Below are 15,161 nucleotides of genomic sequence, written 5' to 3' on the forward strand. Positions count from 1 at the left end.
AAAAGCGCGTTGTCGTTGGCCCGGTGAGCCCGACCGCGCTCGCGGGTCGGACTCGCGGTCACGTCGGCGGGTCGGATCTCGACTCGATCGCACCCGTAACGTTTTGTCGGATCGGGAGCGAAGGCACCCCGAATGCAGTTCGAGGCCATCCCCGGTGTCGGCGAGAAGACGGCGAACGCGCTGTCGCAACTCGACGACGCCGAGCGGGCGCTCAACGAGGGCGACGTCGCCACGCTGGCTCGCGCGCCCGGGCTCTCGGAGGGGCGCGCGGCGGTCGTCGCCCGCGGGGCGATCCGCCGCCGACACGGCGACGACGGCGACTTCCTCGCGACCGACCGGGCGCGAGAGGTGTACGAGGACGCGCTCGGACTCCTCCGCCGGCGGACGGTCACCGACTACGCCGCCAAGCGGATCGCCACGTTCTACCCGACGCGGTCGGCCTCGCGGATCCGTGAAGTCCGCGAGTTCGTCGACCGTGCGACCGACCACGACCCCGATCCCGCGGTTCTCGACGCGCTTTCCGGCGTCGAACCGCTCTCGTCACCCGCCGCCCGCCGGGTCCGTGACCGCTGTCTCGCGACCGCGGACGCCGAGCGATTCGCCGCCGCCGAGGAGGCGTTTCCCGAACTCTCCGTCGAGGTCGTCGAGGACGCCCGCGGCCTCGCCGAACTCGCCCGCTCGTACTCGACGGTGGTCGCGCTCGACGAGCAGTTCGCGGGCGTCGACGTCGAGGGCGACGTCCGCGTGCGACCCGACGCGCTGGAGAGCCCCGACGAGATCGTTCCCGAACGGGTCCTCGCCTTCTTCGCCGAGAACCGCTCGCGCATCCTCGCCGCGGCGGCGGTCCACGAGGCCGCGGGATTAGACGCGTCCTGCGATCTCGACGCGCTGCGCGACGCGCTCGACCGGCTCGACGACGACGGGACCATCGTCGGCGACGCGGAGCTCGATCGGTTGATGACCGCGGTCGACGACCTCGACGCTGCCGTTTCGACGGCCGAATCCGTCGCCAACGACCGTCTCCGCGAGGTTATCCGCGAGCGCGACGTGACGATCGAGGGGACGGACTTCCTCTCGCTCGTCGAGCAGGGCGCGCGGGTCGACTCCCTGCTCGATCGGGAACTCGACGACGACTACGCCGCGGCCGTCGCCGCCGCGCGCGAGCACCTCGTCGACGCCTTGGACCTCCGGCCCGAGGAGGCCGACTTCGCCGAGCGGGCGTTCCCGGAGGACCCCGCGTTCCCGATCGAACACCACGAGACGGTGATCTCGCGGCTCCGGACGGAGCTGAAAGCGGGACGGGACCGCCGCGCGGCCCGACTGAAACGCGAACTGGCGGCCGACCTCTCGGCGCTCCGAGAGCCCGTAGAGCGGCTCGTCCGCGACGCCCTCGAACTCGACGTCGAACTGGCGGTCGCGCGCTTCGCCGACGACTTCGACTGCGCGCTGCCGACGTTCGTCGACCTCGACGGGGACGCGTCGGTCGACGGCGACAACGGGGCACCCGAGAGCGACGCGTCGGGGGGAACCGGTCCCCGAAAGCCGCGCGGTTTCGCCATCGAGGGCGGCCGCTCGCCTCTTCTGGACGTCGAGTACGGCGACGTCGACCCCGTCGACTACGAGGTCTCCGGCGTCACGCTGCTGTCCGGGGTCAACTCCGGCGGGAAGACGTCGACGCTGGATCTGGTTGCGCTGGTCGTCGTCCTCGCGCAGATGGGGCTGCCCGTCCCCGCCGAGCGCGTCGAACTCGAACGCTTCTCCGAGCTCCACTACTACGCCAAAACGCAGGGGACGCTCGACGCGGGCGCGTTCGAGAGCACGCTTCGGGACTTCCGGACGCTGGCGGACGGCGAGACGAACCGGCTCGTCCTCGTCGACGAACTGGAGAGCATCACCGAACCCGGCGCGTCGGCGAAGATCGTCGCGGGCATCTTGGAAGCGCTCGACGAGCAGGCCGCGACCGCCGTCTTCGTCTCGCATCTGGCCCGCGAGATCGTCGAGGCGGCCGACTTCGAGGTCGCCGTCGACGGCATCGAGGCGCTGGGGCTCGAAGACGGCAAACTCGTGGTGAACCGCTCGCCGGTGAAAGACCACCTCGCGCGCTCGACGCCCGAACTCATCGTCGAAAAGCTCGCTGACGGCGACGACTCCGGCTTCTACGACCGGCTGCTGACGAAGTTCTGACCGCTCGTCGCTCGAACCACAACCTATAGACCGCAAGCCCTACTGCATCCCGACGAACCTCGCAGATGAGTCAGTCCTCCCTCCCGCACTCGACGCCGAAGGTCGCCCTCGTCGGGCTCGTCACCGCGCTCGCGCTCGTCGACGTCGCATTACTCGCCGTCTCGCCGACCACGTCGCAGATCGAACTGCTCCGACTGCTGCTGGCGGTCGGCGGGTTCGGCGCGGTCGTCCTCGCGCTCGTCGCCGGAATCGATCACAACCCGAGATACGCCCTCGGGGCTGCCCTTTCGGTTCCGTTCGTCGCGCTGTACGCGTATACCGGCCTCGTTCTCCCGTGGACGCAGCTTTCGTTCACGATCGCGCAGGCCGGGATCGAACTGGCGCTCTCCGTCCCGGTCGTCGGCGACCCGCTGGCTTCCGCTCTGTTCGGCGGCTCCACGATCAGTCAAGCGACGCTGCAGGCCAGTTTCCGATACCACTACGCGCTCGTCGCACTCGCGCTCGTCGGCGTCGTCACCGCTGTCGGAACGGTCGGGTGGCGACACCTCACCGCTGTCCGATCGGAGGAAACTCCCCGCAGCTGACCACCTCGTGGATTTTTGCCGCTGCGCTACGGAGCGCCGGGTATGGCCCCCGACAACCCGTCTCGCCCCTCCGCGAGCTCCGACGCCGACGAACCGGTCGCCGATCGCAGCGCCGACAAACCAACCGCCGACGGTGGCCGTCGCGAGGACGACGCCGTCGACGACGCGACGTACGACCTGATGTACCGCGCCGCCCGCGAAGCGATCTGGGACGTGCTCGGGACGGCCACGTTGATCCTCTTTCACTTCGCGTTGGCCGCGATCGCCGTCTCGATCGCCGTCGGCGGTATTGGCCCGTTCCTCCGCGGGTCGGCGTCGTACGCGTCGCTCGCCATCGGCGTCGTCGCGCTCGCGGTCGGGGTCTTCGCTCTCTTCCGCGTCTACCGGCTCGTGACTGAATGACCGCGCGGGCGACTTCCGGGGGACGACGACGTGACGACGCGATGGCGCGTCGACACGGCGTGATCTGGGGAACGGTTAAGTAGATTCCTCGTCGTGATTGAACCGATGAGGGACGACCCCGATGAGGGGATGCTGTCGTGGGACGAGACGGTCTTCCGCGACGAACACGTCTTCGAGATCGATTACGTCCCCGAGACGTTCGAGCACCGCGAGACGCAACTGGAGAGCCTGAAGTACGCGCTCCGGCCCGCCGTCCGCGGGTCACGCCCGCTCAACACGATGGTCCGCGGGCCGCCGGGAACGGGCAAGACGACCGCCGTCCAGAAGCTCTTCGGCGAACTCGGAGCCCAGAGCGGCGTCCAGACCGTCCGCGTGAACTGTCAGGTCGACTCGACGCGCTACGCCGTCTTCTCGCGGATTTTCGAGCACATCTTCGAGTACGAACCGCCGTCGTCGGGGATCTCCTTCAAGAAGCTCTTCGGACAGATCACCGACCGGCTCGTCGAGGAGGAGCAGGTGCTCGCGGTCGCGCTCGACGACGTGAACTACCTCTTCTACGAGAACGAGGTCTCGGACACGCTCTACTCGCTGCTCCGGGCGCACGAGGCGCACTCGGGCGCGAAGATCGGCGTCGTCGTCGTCTCCTCGGACCTCTCGCTCGACGTGATCGACGAACTCGACAACCGCGTCCAGAGCGTGTTCCGTCCCGAGGAGGTGTACTTCCCCGTCTACGGCGTCGACGAGATCGTCGACATCCTCCGCGAGCGCGTTCGCCGCGGGTTCCACGAGGGCGTCGTCAGCTCGACGGAGCTCGATCGCGTCGCCGAGTTGACCGCCGAGAGCGGCGACCTGCGGGTCGGCATCGACCTCCTCCGCCGCGCGGGACTCCACGCCGAGATGCGCGCGAGCCGGACCGTCAACGTCGAAGACGTCGAGGCGGCCTACGAGAAGTCCAAGTACGTCCACCTCTCGCGGAGCCTCCGCGGCCTCTCCGAGCGCGAGCGCGAACTCGTCCGCGTGATCGCCGAGCACGACGGCTCCCAAGCGGGCGAGGTGTACGACGCGTTCCACGAGGAGACGGATCTCGGCTACACGCGCTATTCGGAGATCGTCAACAAACTGGACCGATTAGGGCTCGTCGACACCGATTACGCCGAGATCGAGGGGCGCGGTCGGTCGCGGTCGCTCTCGTTGGCCTACGATTCCGAGGCCGTGTTAGAGCGACTTTGAGACGGTCGCCCCGCTCGGTTCGAGGAGACGCGCAGAGCGGAAGCTTTGTGCCCCTCCTCGCCGAGACGACGCGTATGAAGACGACCGGCGGAACCGACGACCAGAAGCGACGCGCGGGCGACCGCGCCGCCGAACTCGTCGCAGACGGCGACGTCGTCGGCCTCGGCACCGGCAGCACCGCCGCGCACGCGATCCGCGCGATCGGCCGCGCGGTCGAGGAGGGGCTCGACGTCCGCGGGATTCCGACGTCGTTCGACTCGCGATCGCTCGCTCGGGAGGCCGAAATTCCGCTCCGCTCGCTCGACGACGTCGACGGCGTCGATCTCGCGATCGACGGCGCAGACCAGATCGACGCCGACTTGCAGGCTATCAAAGGCGGCGGCGCGGCGCACGCCCGCGAGAAGGTCGTCGACGCGGCGGCCGACCGCTTCGTCGTCGTCGCCGACCCCTCGAAGACCGTCGAACGGCTCTCGCGGGCGGTGCCGATCGAGGTCCTTCCCGACGCGTCCGCCGCGGTCGAACGCGACCTCGTCGCGCTCGGCGGCGAACCGTCGCTCCGGCGCGCCGAGCGCAAGGACGGCCCCGTCGTCACCGACAACGGCAACCTCGTTCTCGACTGCGAGTTCGGCGATATCGACGACCCGCAGTCGCTTTCGACGTCGCTGTCGGGACTTCCGGGAGTCGTCGAACACGGACTCTTCGTCGACCTCGTCGACGCGGTTTACGTCGGGACCGACGACGGAGTCGACGTCCGCCGACGGGGCTGAGCGGTCGCGTGGGCGACTGCGGCGTCGCGGGAGCGAGTCCGGCGTATCGAGAGTATGGCCGCCGCTGGTCGAGGTGGCGTCAATAAAAATTCGGGATCAGTAAACCCGACTTACAGGTCGCGGGGCTGAACCGTCTTGCGGTCGTTATCTTCCGCGCGACGGGCAGCGTCTTCGAGCAGTTCGTTCACTTCTTCGTCGAGTGCATCGTAGAAGTCAGAGGCCACGTTCTTGTCTTGGAGCGCTTCCTTGACGGCTGCTTTGACAATAAGGTCTGCCATACACCACCCTCTATATCGGCACTATATAAAAAGATTTTCCAAAACCCGGGCCTCTCCGTCCGTGCGTGTCGTCTATAGCGTTTTCTATGGGAATGATTTATATACTCGGGGATAGCAGTAGAAGAATCGCACTGATTTCATCGATTCGGTGCGTCTCGACGGATGCGTCGCCCGAACCGCGGTCGCCGCTCTCGCTCGATATCGCATCGCGTGGGAACGGATCCGATTCGACGGGGCGCACCGAAGCGACAGGTACGAGTCGACCGGTTCCGACTACGGGGTATGCGCGAAGTGCTCGAAGCGGTCGCGGCGGGTGAACTCTCCCCGGCCGAGGCGGAGGCGCGATTGGCCGGATACGTCACGACAGAGGCAGGACGATTCGACGCCGCACGGGAACAGCGACGCGGAGCGCCGGAGGGGATCCTCGCCGAGGGGAAGACGCCCGACGAAATAGCGGATCTGGCGACGACTGCGCTCGATTCAACGGGTCGCGCGCTTCTCACGCGAGTCTCCGAGGCCGACGTCGAGGCCGTCGAAGAGGCTGTCGCCGAAACGGTGGATCTCGAATACGACGCCCGCGCCGGGACGCTCGTCGTTCGTCGGGCGGACTACGAACCGCCGACGCTCGATGCATCCGCGGCGGTCGTGACCGGCGGGACGGCCGACCGCGCGGTCGCGGGCGAGGCGGCGACCGTTCTCGACGCGATGGGCGCGACCGTCGAGGTGATCGAGGACGTCGGCGTCGCACACCTCGGCAGGATCCTCGACCACCTCGACGCCCTCCGCGCGGCGGACGTCCTCGTCGTCGTCGCGGGGCGCGAGGGCGCGCTGCCGACGGTCGTCGCCGGGCTCGTCGACACGCCGGTCATCGGCGTTCCGGTCTCGACCGGATACGGACACGGCGGCGAGGGTGAAGCCGCACTCGCGGGGATGCTGCAGTCCTGTACGGTCGTCTCGGTCGTCAACGTCGACGCCGGGTTCGTCGCGGGAACCCAGGCGGGACTCATCGCGCGCGCGGTGAGCGACGCCCGGGATGAAACCGACGACCGGGACGAAACTGCCAAAACAGACTAATAGGGCTTCTCGCGTGCGCGGGAAGCCATATATGCGTCGCGCCCGTAGCGTGGGGCACCGGCAAATGGTGGCTGCCGGACACACGCATGCCAACCTGTGACCACTGCGGGTCACACGTCTCCGACAACTTCGCGCGCGTGTTCGCCGACAAAGAAGGGCGACTGCTCGCCTGTCCAAACTGCTCGGCGAACGCGGGGATCGCGGAGGTCGCGCGGCGTCGCACCCGCACAGCGTGACCACTGAAACGGCGATCGACCACCACGCGAAGCCGTACCCGTTTTGATCGGACGGACGAACCACCGTCCGGTCGCCTCGATGTCGACGACCGGAAGGGCTACCTGTCTCTCCGCGTAGATTCCAGCAATGAGTAGGGAGCCGAGGATTCTCCTCACGAACGACGACGGCATCGACGCGCCGGGCATCGCGACCCTCCGAACCGAACTCACCGCGCTCGGTGACGTCACGGTCGTCGCGCCCGACGCGAACCAAAGCGGTGTCGGCCGGACGCGAAACCACATCGCACACGTCCGCGAGCATCCGTGGGGCTACCGCCTCTCCGGCACCCCCGCCGACTGCGTCGCGTACGGCCTCCGAGGGCTCGACACCGACTTCGACGTCGTCGTCTCCGGCGTCAACGACGGGCCGAACGCGGGCAACTACGTCGTCGGCCGGTCGGGGACCGTCGGCGCGGGCATCGAGGCGGCGTTCCTCGGGACGCCGGCGCTCGCCGTCTCGGCGTACCACTCGACGGATTTCTTTCTCTCCCCGCCCGAGGAGTACGACTTCGCTCGACCCGCACGGATCGCTTGCCGACTCGTCTCCCGCGCGCTGGAATCCGGTGTCTACGACGACGTCGACCTCCTAAACGTCAACGCCCCGGTGGACGCGCCGTCGCCGCCGGTGATTCTGACCGACCCCTACCACGACTACGAGCAGCACGTCGAACCCGCCGATCCCGCCGACCTCGACGACGGCGCGCTCGGCACCGACGGCGGTGAGTCAGCCGGGGGCAGCGAACCGGCCGACGGCGGTACGCTGGCAGACGACGAGCAGGTCGTCCACCTCCACGACCGGACGTGGCCCGGTGCAGTCGGCTGGGAGAACCCCTTCCCCGCGACAGAGGAGCACCGCGAGCGCTACCCCGTCGGCACCGACCGCCGCGCGATGGTCGACGCCGAAGTCAGCGTCTCGCCGCTCTCTGTAACGCACGCCTCCCCCGACAGCGCCGCGCTCGCGGAGGTTGTCGAGACGATCGACGTGGAGTGAGTGCGGCGATGTCGGAGTCCGGTACCGAACACTACGTGTACGTCCTCGAATGCGCTGACGGTTCGCTGTACACGGGCTACACGACCGACGTCGACCGCCGCGTCGCCGAGCACGACGCCGGCGAGGGGGCGAAGTACACGCGTGGTCGGACGCCCGTCGAGTTGGTTCACGTCGAGTCGTTCGGCTCGCAGTCCGCGGCGATGTCCCGGGAGCACGAGATCAAGCAGTTCTCGCGCGGGGAGAAGGTCCGATTGGTCGACCTCGACTGAGTCAACGCCCGTCTCTCTCGGCTACCGCTCCGGATGCAGCCGCCGCGCCTCCTCGACGACGGCGACGCCCAACTCTTCGAGTCGGCTTCGAATCCCCTCGTCGGTGAGCGTGTCGCCGTCGAACTTCCGCGAGGCGCGTCGGATGCCGACCTGCTCGGGCACCGTGTGGCCGTGGACGCCTCTGACCGTGCTCCGCATATGCTCCAGGGTCGCGCCGTAGGAGCCGCCGCCGGCGGTCGCGACGAGGCCGACCGCCGTGTTCTCGAACTCGTCTTTCGAGCAGTAGTCGTGGAAGTTGCGGAACGTCGAGGAGTACGAGTCGTGATAGACCGGCGAGCCGAGAAGTACCGCCTCGGCGTCGCGGACGCGTCGGGTGAGCTCCGGGGAGTCGCCTTGCTCGTCGACGCTGGGGTGATACAGCGGGAGGTCGACCGCGCCGAGGTCGATCAGGTCGGTTGCGACGCCGTGTCCCTCGATGGCATCGAGGACGATCCCGAGAGACTTTCGGGTGTAGCTCCGCTCGCGCCGACTGCCGGAGACCGCGACGACGGTGATCATTGTCCCCAATCGGAGCCGAACGGCGAAAAGAACCACGGGTACGCGTCGGCGCTCCGGTGTACGATAGACGCGACGCTCGTCGTGCCGGACATCGGACCGATCGGACCGAGGCGGAGGCCGCCCCCACGGCTGCCGAGTCGGCGAGTCGCCACCTGCTCGCCGCTCAATCGCCGCCGTCCCGCCCGCTTTTACGGCTCTTTCGGCTGGCGAACAGTCGGCACCCGCACGAGAACTCCCGAGGTGGTTCGCCCCGTCGAACCGTTTCCCGGCTCTCTCCCTCCCACGCCGACGTGCCGAACAACCGCGAAGCGGCGCGGGCTGATACTTATAGTAGCATTTGCAACTGATTACTCACACCCGGGATGGCCCCGCCATCCGATATGAACGTTCGTCTCCCGTCGATCCCGCTTCGTCGGTTCCTCGACCGCTCGATGTCGACGGGGATTTTTATCCGATGCCGGGCTCAGTTCTGCTATGGACGAGATCTCTTTCGGGACGGACGGTTGGCGGGCGACGCTCGACACCTTCACGGACGATCGGGTGCGGATCGTCGGGCAGGGCGTCGCCGACTACCTCATCGAGGCGGGGTACGACGACCCCGTCTTCGTCGGCTACGACGCCCGCGAGACCTCGAAGGGGTTCGCCGACTCGCTGGCTGAGGTCCTCGCGGGCAACGGCTTCGACGTCCTCCTGCCCGAGCGCGACTGCCCGACGCCGCTCGTCGCCTACGCGATCGTCGACCGTGGGCTCTCGGGCGCGCTGATGATCACGGCGTCGCACAACCCGCCCGAGTACAACGGCGTGAAGTTCATCCCCTCCGACGGTGCGCCAGCCCTCCCCGAGGTGACCGACGCTGTCGCCGCGTACCTCGCGAAACCGGATCTCCTCCCCGAAGCCGAGCGCGGAACGATCGAGACGGTCGACGTCGTGACGCCGCACTCCGCACGCGCCCGCGACCTCGTCGACGCCGACCTCTCGGGACTGACGGTCGTCCACGACGCGATGCACGGCTCCGGTCGCGGCGTCACCGACGAACTCCTCCGCTCCGCCGGCGCGGAGGTCGTCAGCGTCCGCGACGGGCGCGACCCCGACTTCGGCGGCACGCCGCCGGAGCCCAGCGCCGAGAACCTCGAACCGCTCGTCGAGGCGGTGGAGAAACACGACGCCGACCTCGGGGTCGCGAACGACGGCGACGCCGACCGCGTGGCGTTCGTGACGCCCGATCGGGGGCACTTAGACGAGAACCTCTTCTACGCCGCCCTCTACGACTACCTCCTCGAATCGGACTCGGGGCCCGCGATCCGGACGGTCTCGACGACGTTCCTGATCGACCGCATCGCGGAGGCACACGGCGAGGAGGTCTTCGAGACCGCGGTCGGGTTCAAGTGGGTCGCGCAGGCGATGGCCGAACACGACGCGCTCATCGGCGGCGAGGAGTCCGGCGGCTTCTCGATCCGCGGGCACGTCCGCGAGAAGGACGGCGTCCTGATGGCGCTGCTCGGGGCCGCCGCGGCGGCCGAAGAGTCGATGGACGTCCGCGTCGACCGTCTGCTCGACACCCACGGCGACATCGTCTCCGATAAGATCAGCCTCGACTGCCCTGATTCGGAGAAGGCGCGCGTCATTTCCGACCTCGACGAGGCGCTCCCCGAGCGAGTCGCCGACCGCGATATCGCCGAGGTGGTGACGCTCGACGGGTTCAAACTCCTCCTCGAAGACGGGTCGTGGCTCCTCGTTCGCCCGTCCGGGACCGAGCCCAAAATGCGGATCTACACGGAAGCGTCGAGCCAAGACCGCGCCGAGGCGTTGCTGGCGGCGGGGCGGGAGCTGGTCGAACCGCTCATCTGAGAGTCCCGAACAGGCGGTCGTCGGTGTCGGCTTCCGCGTCGTCCGCGTTCTCGGCGGCGTCGCCCTCGCCGTTCTCTCGGTCGCCGTCACGACGGATTTCGAACCCCAGCGCCGCGTAGAACGGCCGCACTCGCTCGTGGAACCTCGCGACGAGCGATCCCGCCGCGCGCGTCGCCGCCGCCTCGACGAGTGCGCGGCCGATTCCGCGCCCGCGTCGAGAGCGGCGCACAGCGATCGATTCGATCTCGGTCGAGCCGCTGTCGGTCCCGGCGGTGGGGTCGCTGTCGTCGCTTTCGGTGCTGTCACCGTCGACGACGCCCAACACGCAGACTCCGATGACTTTCCCTTCCCCGTCGACAGCGACGAGCGCGTCGCCCTCGCTGACGCGCCGGCGCACCCGCTCGCGGTCGAACTCCAGCATTGCGGCGTCGAGCAGATACACGACGTCGTCGGCGTCGTCGGGCGTCGATTCGCGGATGTCGGGGGTCATCGTCGAACTGTCCACACCTCGACTACCGAGACGACCCGCCCTTGATGAGTCGGAGCACGCGCACGCGCTCGACTTCGACGGGCTGGTCCTCCGGCACGGGGCTGCCGTCGATCATCACCGAGACCTCGTGCGGCGAGTAGCCGACGGCGCGGACGACGTCGGCGTACGTGTCGCTGTCGTCGACCTCGACTGTCTCCTCCCCTTCGCCGACGACGTCAACGGTCACGCGCATATGTCCGATTCGGTCGCGGCGGGCTTTCCGGTTTCGCTTCCGGCGGCAGACGTCGACCGCGAATCGGTGACCGAAACGCGGGTGGTTTATGAGCCACCGGGACGCTTGCTCGGGTATGAGCGAGGCCGACGATTCTGCGGGGACCCCGGCGGGACGCGAGATCTGGATCGAGAAGTACCGACCGGAGACGTTCGACGACATCTACGGCCAAGAGGAGATCGTCGAGCGCCTGCGCTCGTACGTCGATCGCGACGACCTACCGCACCTGCTCTTTGCGGGCCCAGCCGGTACGGGCAAAACTACCTCGGCTACCGCCATCGCCCGCGCGATCTACGGCGACGACTGGCGGAACAACTTCCTCGAACTGAACGCCTCCGACGAGCGCGGTATCGACGTCGTGCGCGACCGAATCAAGAACTTCGCGCGCTCGTCGTTCGGCGGCTACGACCACCGGATCATCTTCCTCGACGAGGCCGACTCACTCACGGACGACGCCCAGTCAGCGCTCCGCCGGACGATGGAGCAGTTCTCCGACAACACGCGTTTCATCCTCTCGTGTAACTACTCCTCGAAGATCATCGACCCGATCCAGTCGCGGTGTGCGGTCTTTCGCTTCTCGCCGCTCTCCGATGACGCGATCCGCCGGCAGGTCGAAGACATCGCCGAGGCGGAGGACATCGACGTCACCGAGGACGGCCTCGACGCCCTCGTCTACGCCGCCGGCGGCGATATGCGACGGGCGATCAACTCCCTGCAGGCGGCGGCGACGACCGGCGAGGTCGTCGACGAGGAAGCCGTCTATCTGATCACGTCGACGGCGCGGCCAGAGGAGATCGAGGAGATGGTCCGGGCGGCGATCGACGGCGACTTCGCCTCGGCTCGCGCGCAACTCGAACACTTACTCGTCGACACCGGGATGGCCGGCGGCGACATCATCGACCAGCTGCACCGCTCGGCGTGGGACTTCGACCTCGACGAGCGCACGACGATCCGGCTGATGGAACGGATCGGCGAGGCGGATTATCGAATTACGGCGGGGGCGAACGAGCGGGTCCAGTTGGAGGCGCTGTTGGCCGCCCTCGCGGCCGAGGAGTAGCCGCTCGCGCCCTGTACCCGGAACTGTTTTACCCGGCCGTGGGTCAACTGACGGGTAATGAGTGAACTCGAAGCGGAGTATCGTCTCGAGTATTTCGAGGAGGAGGGGTTTTACCGGAAGCAGTGTCCGGTGACCGACGTCTACTTCTGGACGCGCGATCCCGACCGTGAGACGTGCGGCGAGCCGCCCGCGGACGACTACTCCTTCATCGACAACCCCGGCTTCGACGAGGAGTACACCCTCGAAGAGATGCGAGAGGAGTTCCTCTCGTTCTTCGAGGAGCACGGCCACGAGCGCATCGAGCCGTATCCGGTCGCGGCGAACCGCTGGCGCGACGACGTCCTCCTGACGCAGGCGTCGATTTACGACTTCCAGCCGCTTGTCACGAGCGGGCAGACGCCGCCGCCGGCGAACCCGCTGTGTATCTCTCAACCCTGCATCCGAATGCAGGATATCGACAACGTGGGCAAGACCGGCCGCCACACGATGGCGTTCGAGATGATGGCCCACCACGCGTTCAACGCCCGCGAGGAGGTCGGCGACGAGTACGCCTACTCCGGGGAGGTCTACTGGAAGGACGAGACGGTCGAACTCTGTGATCAGTTCTTCGAGCATATGGGCGCGGACCTCGAGGAGATCACCTACATCGAGGACCCGTGGGTCGGCGGCGGCAACGCCGGGCCCGCGTTCGAGGTGCTCTATCGGGGCGCGGAACTCGCGACGCTCGTCTTCATGTCGATGGAGCAGGACGACGAGGGCGAGTACGAGATGAAAGACGGCAACCGGTACTCGCCGATGGACACCTACATCGTCGACACCGGCTACGGCCTCGAACGTTGGACGTGGGTGTCACAGGGGACGCCGACGGTCTACGAGGCGGTCTACCCCGAGATGATCGAGTTCCTGAAGGGGAACGCGGGCGTCTCCCTGAGCGACGAGGAGGCGGAACTCGTCCACCGCGCGGCGAAGCTCTCGGGGTATCTCGATATCGACGAGATAGACGATCTCACCGAGGCCCGCGCCGACATCGCGGGCGAGTTGGACGTCGACGCCGACGAACTCACGGAACTGCTGCACCCCCTCGAAACGATCTACGCGATCGCCGACCACTGCCGCACGTTGGCCTATATGTTCGGCGACGAGATCGTTCCCTCGAACGTCGGCACCGGCTACCTCGCGCGGATGGTGCTGCGCCGGACGAAGCGCCTCGTCGACGACGTCGGCGTCGACGCCCCGCTCGACGAACTCGTCGATATGCAGGCCAAGCGCCTCGGCTACGAGAACCGCGACACGATCCGCGACATCGTCCGCACCGAGGAGCGAAAGTACCGACAGACGCTGGAACGCGGGCGTCGAAAGGTCGAGAACCTCGCGGCCGAGTACGCCGACAGGGACGAACCGATCCCCGTCGACGAGCTCATCGAACTGTACGACTCCCACGGGATCCAACCGGAGATGGTCGAGGAGATCGCCGCCGACCGCGGCGCGAGCGTCGACGTCCCCGACAACTTCTACTCGCTCGTCGCCGAGCGACACGGCGGCGGCGACGCGTCCGCGGTGTCGACCGCGCGCGAGGAGCGGCTCGCGGACCTCCCGGAGACGGAGAAGCTCTACTACGACGATCAGGAGCGGACGGAGTTCGAGGCGGTCGTCCTCGACGTCATCGAGCGCGAGGAGGGCTACGATGTCGTCCTCGATCAGACGATGTTCTATCCGGAAGGCGGCGGCCAGCCCGCCGACCACGGGACGCTCTCGACCGACGACGCGACGGTACAGGTAACCGACGTACAGGTCCGCGATGGCGTCGTACTGCACCGCACCGACGACACCCCCGGTAAGGGCGAGTTCGTCCGCGGACAGCTCGACGTCGAACGTCGCCGTCGGCTGATGCGCCACCACACTGCGACGCACATCATCGGCTACGCCGCCCGGCAGATCCTCGGCGAGCACGTTCGACAGGCGGGCGCACAGAAGGGAACGAAGCGCTCGCGGCTCGATGTCCGACACTACGCGCGGATCTCCCGCGAGGAGGTCAAACAGATCGAGTTGGTCGCGAACGACCTCGTGATGCAGAATCGGACGGTCAAACAGCACTGGCCGGACCGCCACGAGGCCGAGGCCGAACACGGCTTCGACCTCTATCAGGGCGGGATCCCGCCGGGACAGAACATCCGGACGATCACCATCGACGACGACGTGCAGGCCTGCGGCGGGACGCACGTGAGCCGGACCGGCGACATCGGCGCGATTAAGGTTCTCACGACCGAGCCGGTCCAAGACGGCGTCGAGCGCATCGTCTTCGCCGCGGGCGACGCCGCGATCGAGGCGACGCAACGGACCGAGGACGCCCTCTACGACGCGGCCGACGTGCTCGACGTCACGCCCGAGGACGTCCCCGACACGGCCGAACGGTTCTTCACCGAGTGGAAGGAGCGCGGGAAGACGATCGACCGGCTGAAGACGGAACTCGCGGAGGCCCGCGCGGCCGCCGGGGATGACGAAGTCGACATCGACGGCACCCCCGCGGTGGTCCGCCGACTCGACGGCGACGCCGACGAGCTCCGCGCGACGGCGAACGCGCTCGTCGAGGAGGGCAAGGTCGCAGTCCTCGGCTCCGGGGCCGGCGGTAGCGCCCAGTTCGTCGTCGGCGTCCCCGACGGCGTCGGGATCAACGCGGGCGAGGTCGTCGGTCGACTCGCCGCGGCGGTCGGCGGCGGGGGCGGCGGCCCGCCGGACTTCGCGCAAGGGGGCGGCCCCGATGTCAACGCGCTCGACGACGCGCTGGAGGACGCGCCGGACGTGCTCCGCGCCGTGCTGAGCGCCTGACCGACGTATCGATTTCGCCCCGTTCTGCGACGGTCTCAGCCGCTGGCTCCGATCCGA

At 68.0% G+C, this 15,161-nt stretch carries 16 protein-coding genes; 12 read left to right on the forward strand and 4 right to left on the reverse strand.

Features of this window, described 5'->3' with window-relative positions:
• Positions 1-132 precede the first annotated feature (132 nt).
• From U5919_RS10590 to rpiA, 5 genes are all read left to right on the forward strand, one after another.
• Complete coding sequence (locus tag U5919_RS10590) at positions 133-2,184, forward strand: MutS-related protein (protein WP_336024181.1); 2,052 nt, start codon at positions 133-135, stop codon at positions 2,182-2,184.
• Between the two features lie 65 nt (positions 2,185-2,249).
• Entirely contained in the window at positions 2,250-2,768 is a 519-nt protein-coding gene (locus tag U5919_RS10595; protein ID WP_336024183.1) for a cytochrome b N-terminal domain-containing protein, read from the forward strand.
• Positions 2,769-2,810: 42 nt separating this feature from the next.
• The gene (locus U5919_RS10600; RefSeq protein ID WP_336024184.1) at positions 2,811-3,170 is read left to right on the forward strand and encodes a hypothetical protein; all 360 of its coding nucleotides are present in this window, start codon (positions 2,811-2,813) and stop codon (positions 3,168-3,170) included.
• Positions 3,171-3,275: 105 nt separating this feature from the next.
• A complete protein-coding gene (locus U5919_RS10605) occupies positions 3,276-4,400 on the forward strand; it encodes an ORC1-type DNA replication protein (RefSeq protein WP_336024185.1) in 1,125 nt (374 codons plus the stop codon).
• Positions 4,401-4,474: 74 nt separating this feature from the next.
• Positions 4,475-5,167, forward strand: a complete 693-nt coding sequence (rpiA, locus tag U5919_RS10610; protein ID WP_336024186.1) for a ribose-5-phosphate isomerase RpiA — start codon at positions 4,475-4,477, stop codon at positions 5,165-5,167.
• Positions 5,168-5,277: 110 nt separating this feature from the next.
• On the opposite strand, the gene U5919_RS10615 is transcribed toward rpiA, so the two are convergent.
• Positions 5,278-5,445: a DUF1931 family protein gene (locus tag U5919_RS10615; RefSeq protein ID WP_336024187.1), complete on the reverse strand. Its 168-nt coding sequence runs from the start codon at positions 5,443-5,445 to the stop codon at positions 5,278-5,280.
• Positions 5,446-5,727: 282 nt separating this feature from the next.
• On the opposite strand from U5919_RS10615, the gene larB reads away from it, so the two are divergent.
• The 4 genes from larB (at position 5,728) to U5919_RS10635 (ending at position 8,054) form a co-directional block, all read left to right on the forward strand.
• Positions 5,728-6,519: a nickel pincer cofactor biosynthesis protein LarB gene (larB, locus tag U5919_RS10620; RefSeq protein WP_336024188.1), complete on the forward strand. Its 792-nt coding sequence runs from the start codon at positions 5,728-5,730 to the stop codon at positions 6,517-6,519.
• Between the two features lie 86 nt (positions 6,520-6,605).
• Positions 6,606-6,755 carry a DUF7563 family protein gene (locus U5919_RS10625; protein ID WP_336024190.1) on the forward strand — a complete coding sequence of 50 codons (150 nt, stop codon included), beginning with the start codon at positions 6,606-6,608 and terminating at the stop codon, positions 6,753-6,755.
• Between the two features lie 127 nt (positions 6,756-6,882).
• Complete coding sequence (gene surE / locus U5919_RS10630; protein ID WP_336024192.1) at positions 6,883-7,785, forward strand: 5'/3'-nucleotidase SurE; 903 nt, start codon at positions 6,883-6,885, stop codon at positions 7,783-7,785.
• Positions 7,786-7,793: 8 nt separating this feature from the next.
• On the forward strand, positions 7,794-8,054 hold the full coding sequence (locus tag U5919_RS10635) for a GIY-YIG nuclease family protein (RefSeq protein ID WP_336024193.1): 261 nt from the start codon (positions 7,794-7,796) through the stop codon (positions 8,052-8,054).
• A gap of 21 nt (positions 8,055-8,075) precedes the next feature.
• Here the strand turns inward: U5919_RS10635 and U5919_RS10640 are convergent, their stop codons facing one another.
• Entirely contained in the window at positions 8,076-8,612 is a 537-nt protein-coding gene (locus U5919_RS10640) for an NADPH-dependent FMN reductase (protein WP_336024194.1), read from the reverse strand.
• 474 nt (positions 8,613-9,086) lie between these two features.
• Between U5919_RS10640 and U5919_RS10645 the strand changes: the two genes are divergently transcribed.
• On the forward strand, positions 9,087-10,460 hold the full coding sequence (locus tag U5919_RS10645) for a phosphoglucomutase/phosphomannomutase family protein (RefSeq protein ID WP_336024196.1): 1,374 nt from the start codon (positions 9,087-9,089) through the stop codon (positions 10,458-10,460).
• Here U5919_RS10645 and U5919_RS10650 read toward each other — a convergent pair.
• Both U5919_RS10650 and samp2 read right to left on the reverse strand, forming a co-directional pair.
• Positions 10,453-10,965, reverse strand: coding sequence for a GNAT family N-acetyltransferase (locus U5919_RS10650; protein ID WP_336024198.1), 513 nt, complete (start codon positions 10,963-10,965; stop codon positions 10,453-10,455). The genes U5919_RS10645 and U5919_RS10650 overlap by 8 nt on opposite strands.
• A gap of 7 nt (positions 10,966-10,972) precedes the next feature.
• Positions 10,973-11,182 carry a ubiquitin-like small modifier protein SAMP2 gene (samp2, locus tag U5919_RS10655; RefSeq protein WP_336024199.1) on the reverse strand — a complete coding sequence of 70 codons (210 nt, stop codon included), beginning with the start codon at positions 11,180-11,182 and terminating at the stop codon, positions 10,973-10,975.
• Between the two features lie 115 nt (positions 11,183-11,297).
• On the opposite strand from samp2, the gene U5919_RS10660 reads away from it, so the two are divergent.
• Both U5919_RS10660 and alaS read left to right on the forward strand, forming a co-directional pair.
• Positions 11,298-12,278, forward strand: coding sequence for a replication factor C small subunit (locus U5919_RS10660; RefSeq protein ID WP_336024200.1), 981 nt, complete (start codon positions 11,298-11,300; stop codon positions 12,276-12,278).
• A gap of 57 nt (positions 12,279-12,335) precedes the next feature.
• The gene (alaS, locus tag U5919_RS10665) at positions 12,336-15,104 is read left to right on the forward strand and encodes an alanine--tRNA ligase (protein WP_336024202.1); all 2,769 of its coding nucleotides are present in this window, start codon (positions 12,336-12,338) and stop codon (positions 15,102-15,104) included.
• Positions 15,105-15,161: the final 57 nt, after the last annotated feature.

Source organism: Halobellus sp. LT62 (genome assembly GCF_037031285.1).
Taxonomy (GTDB): Archaea; Halobacteriota; Halobacteria; order Halobacteriales; family Haloferacaceae; genus Haloquadratum; species Haloquadratum salinisoli.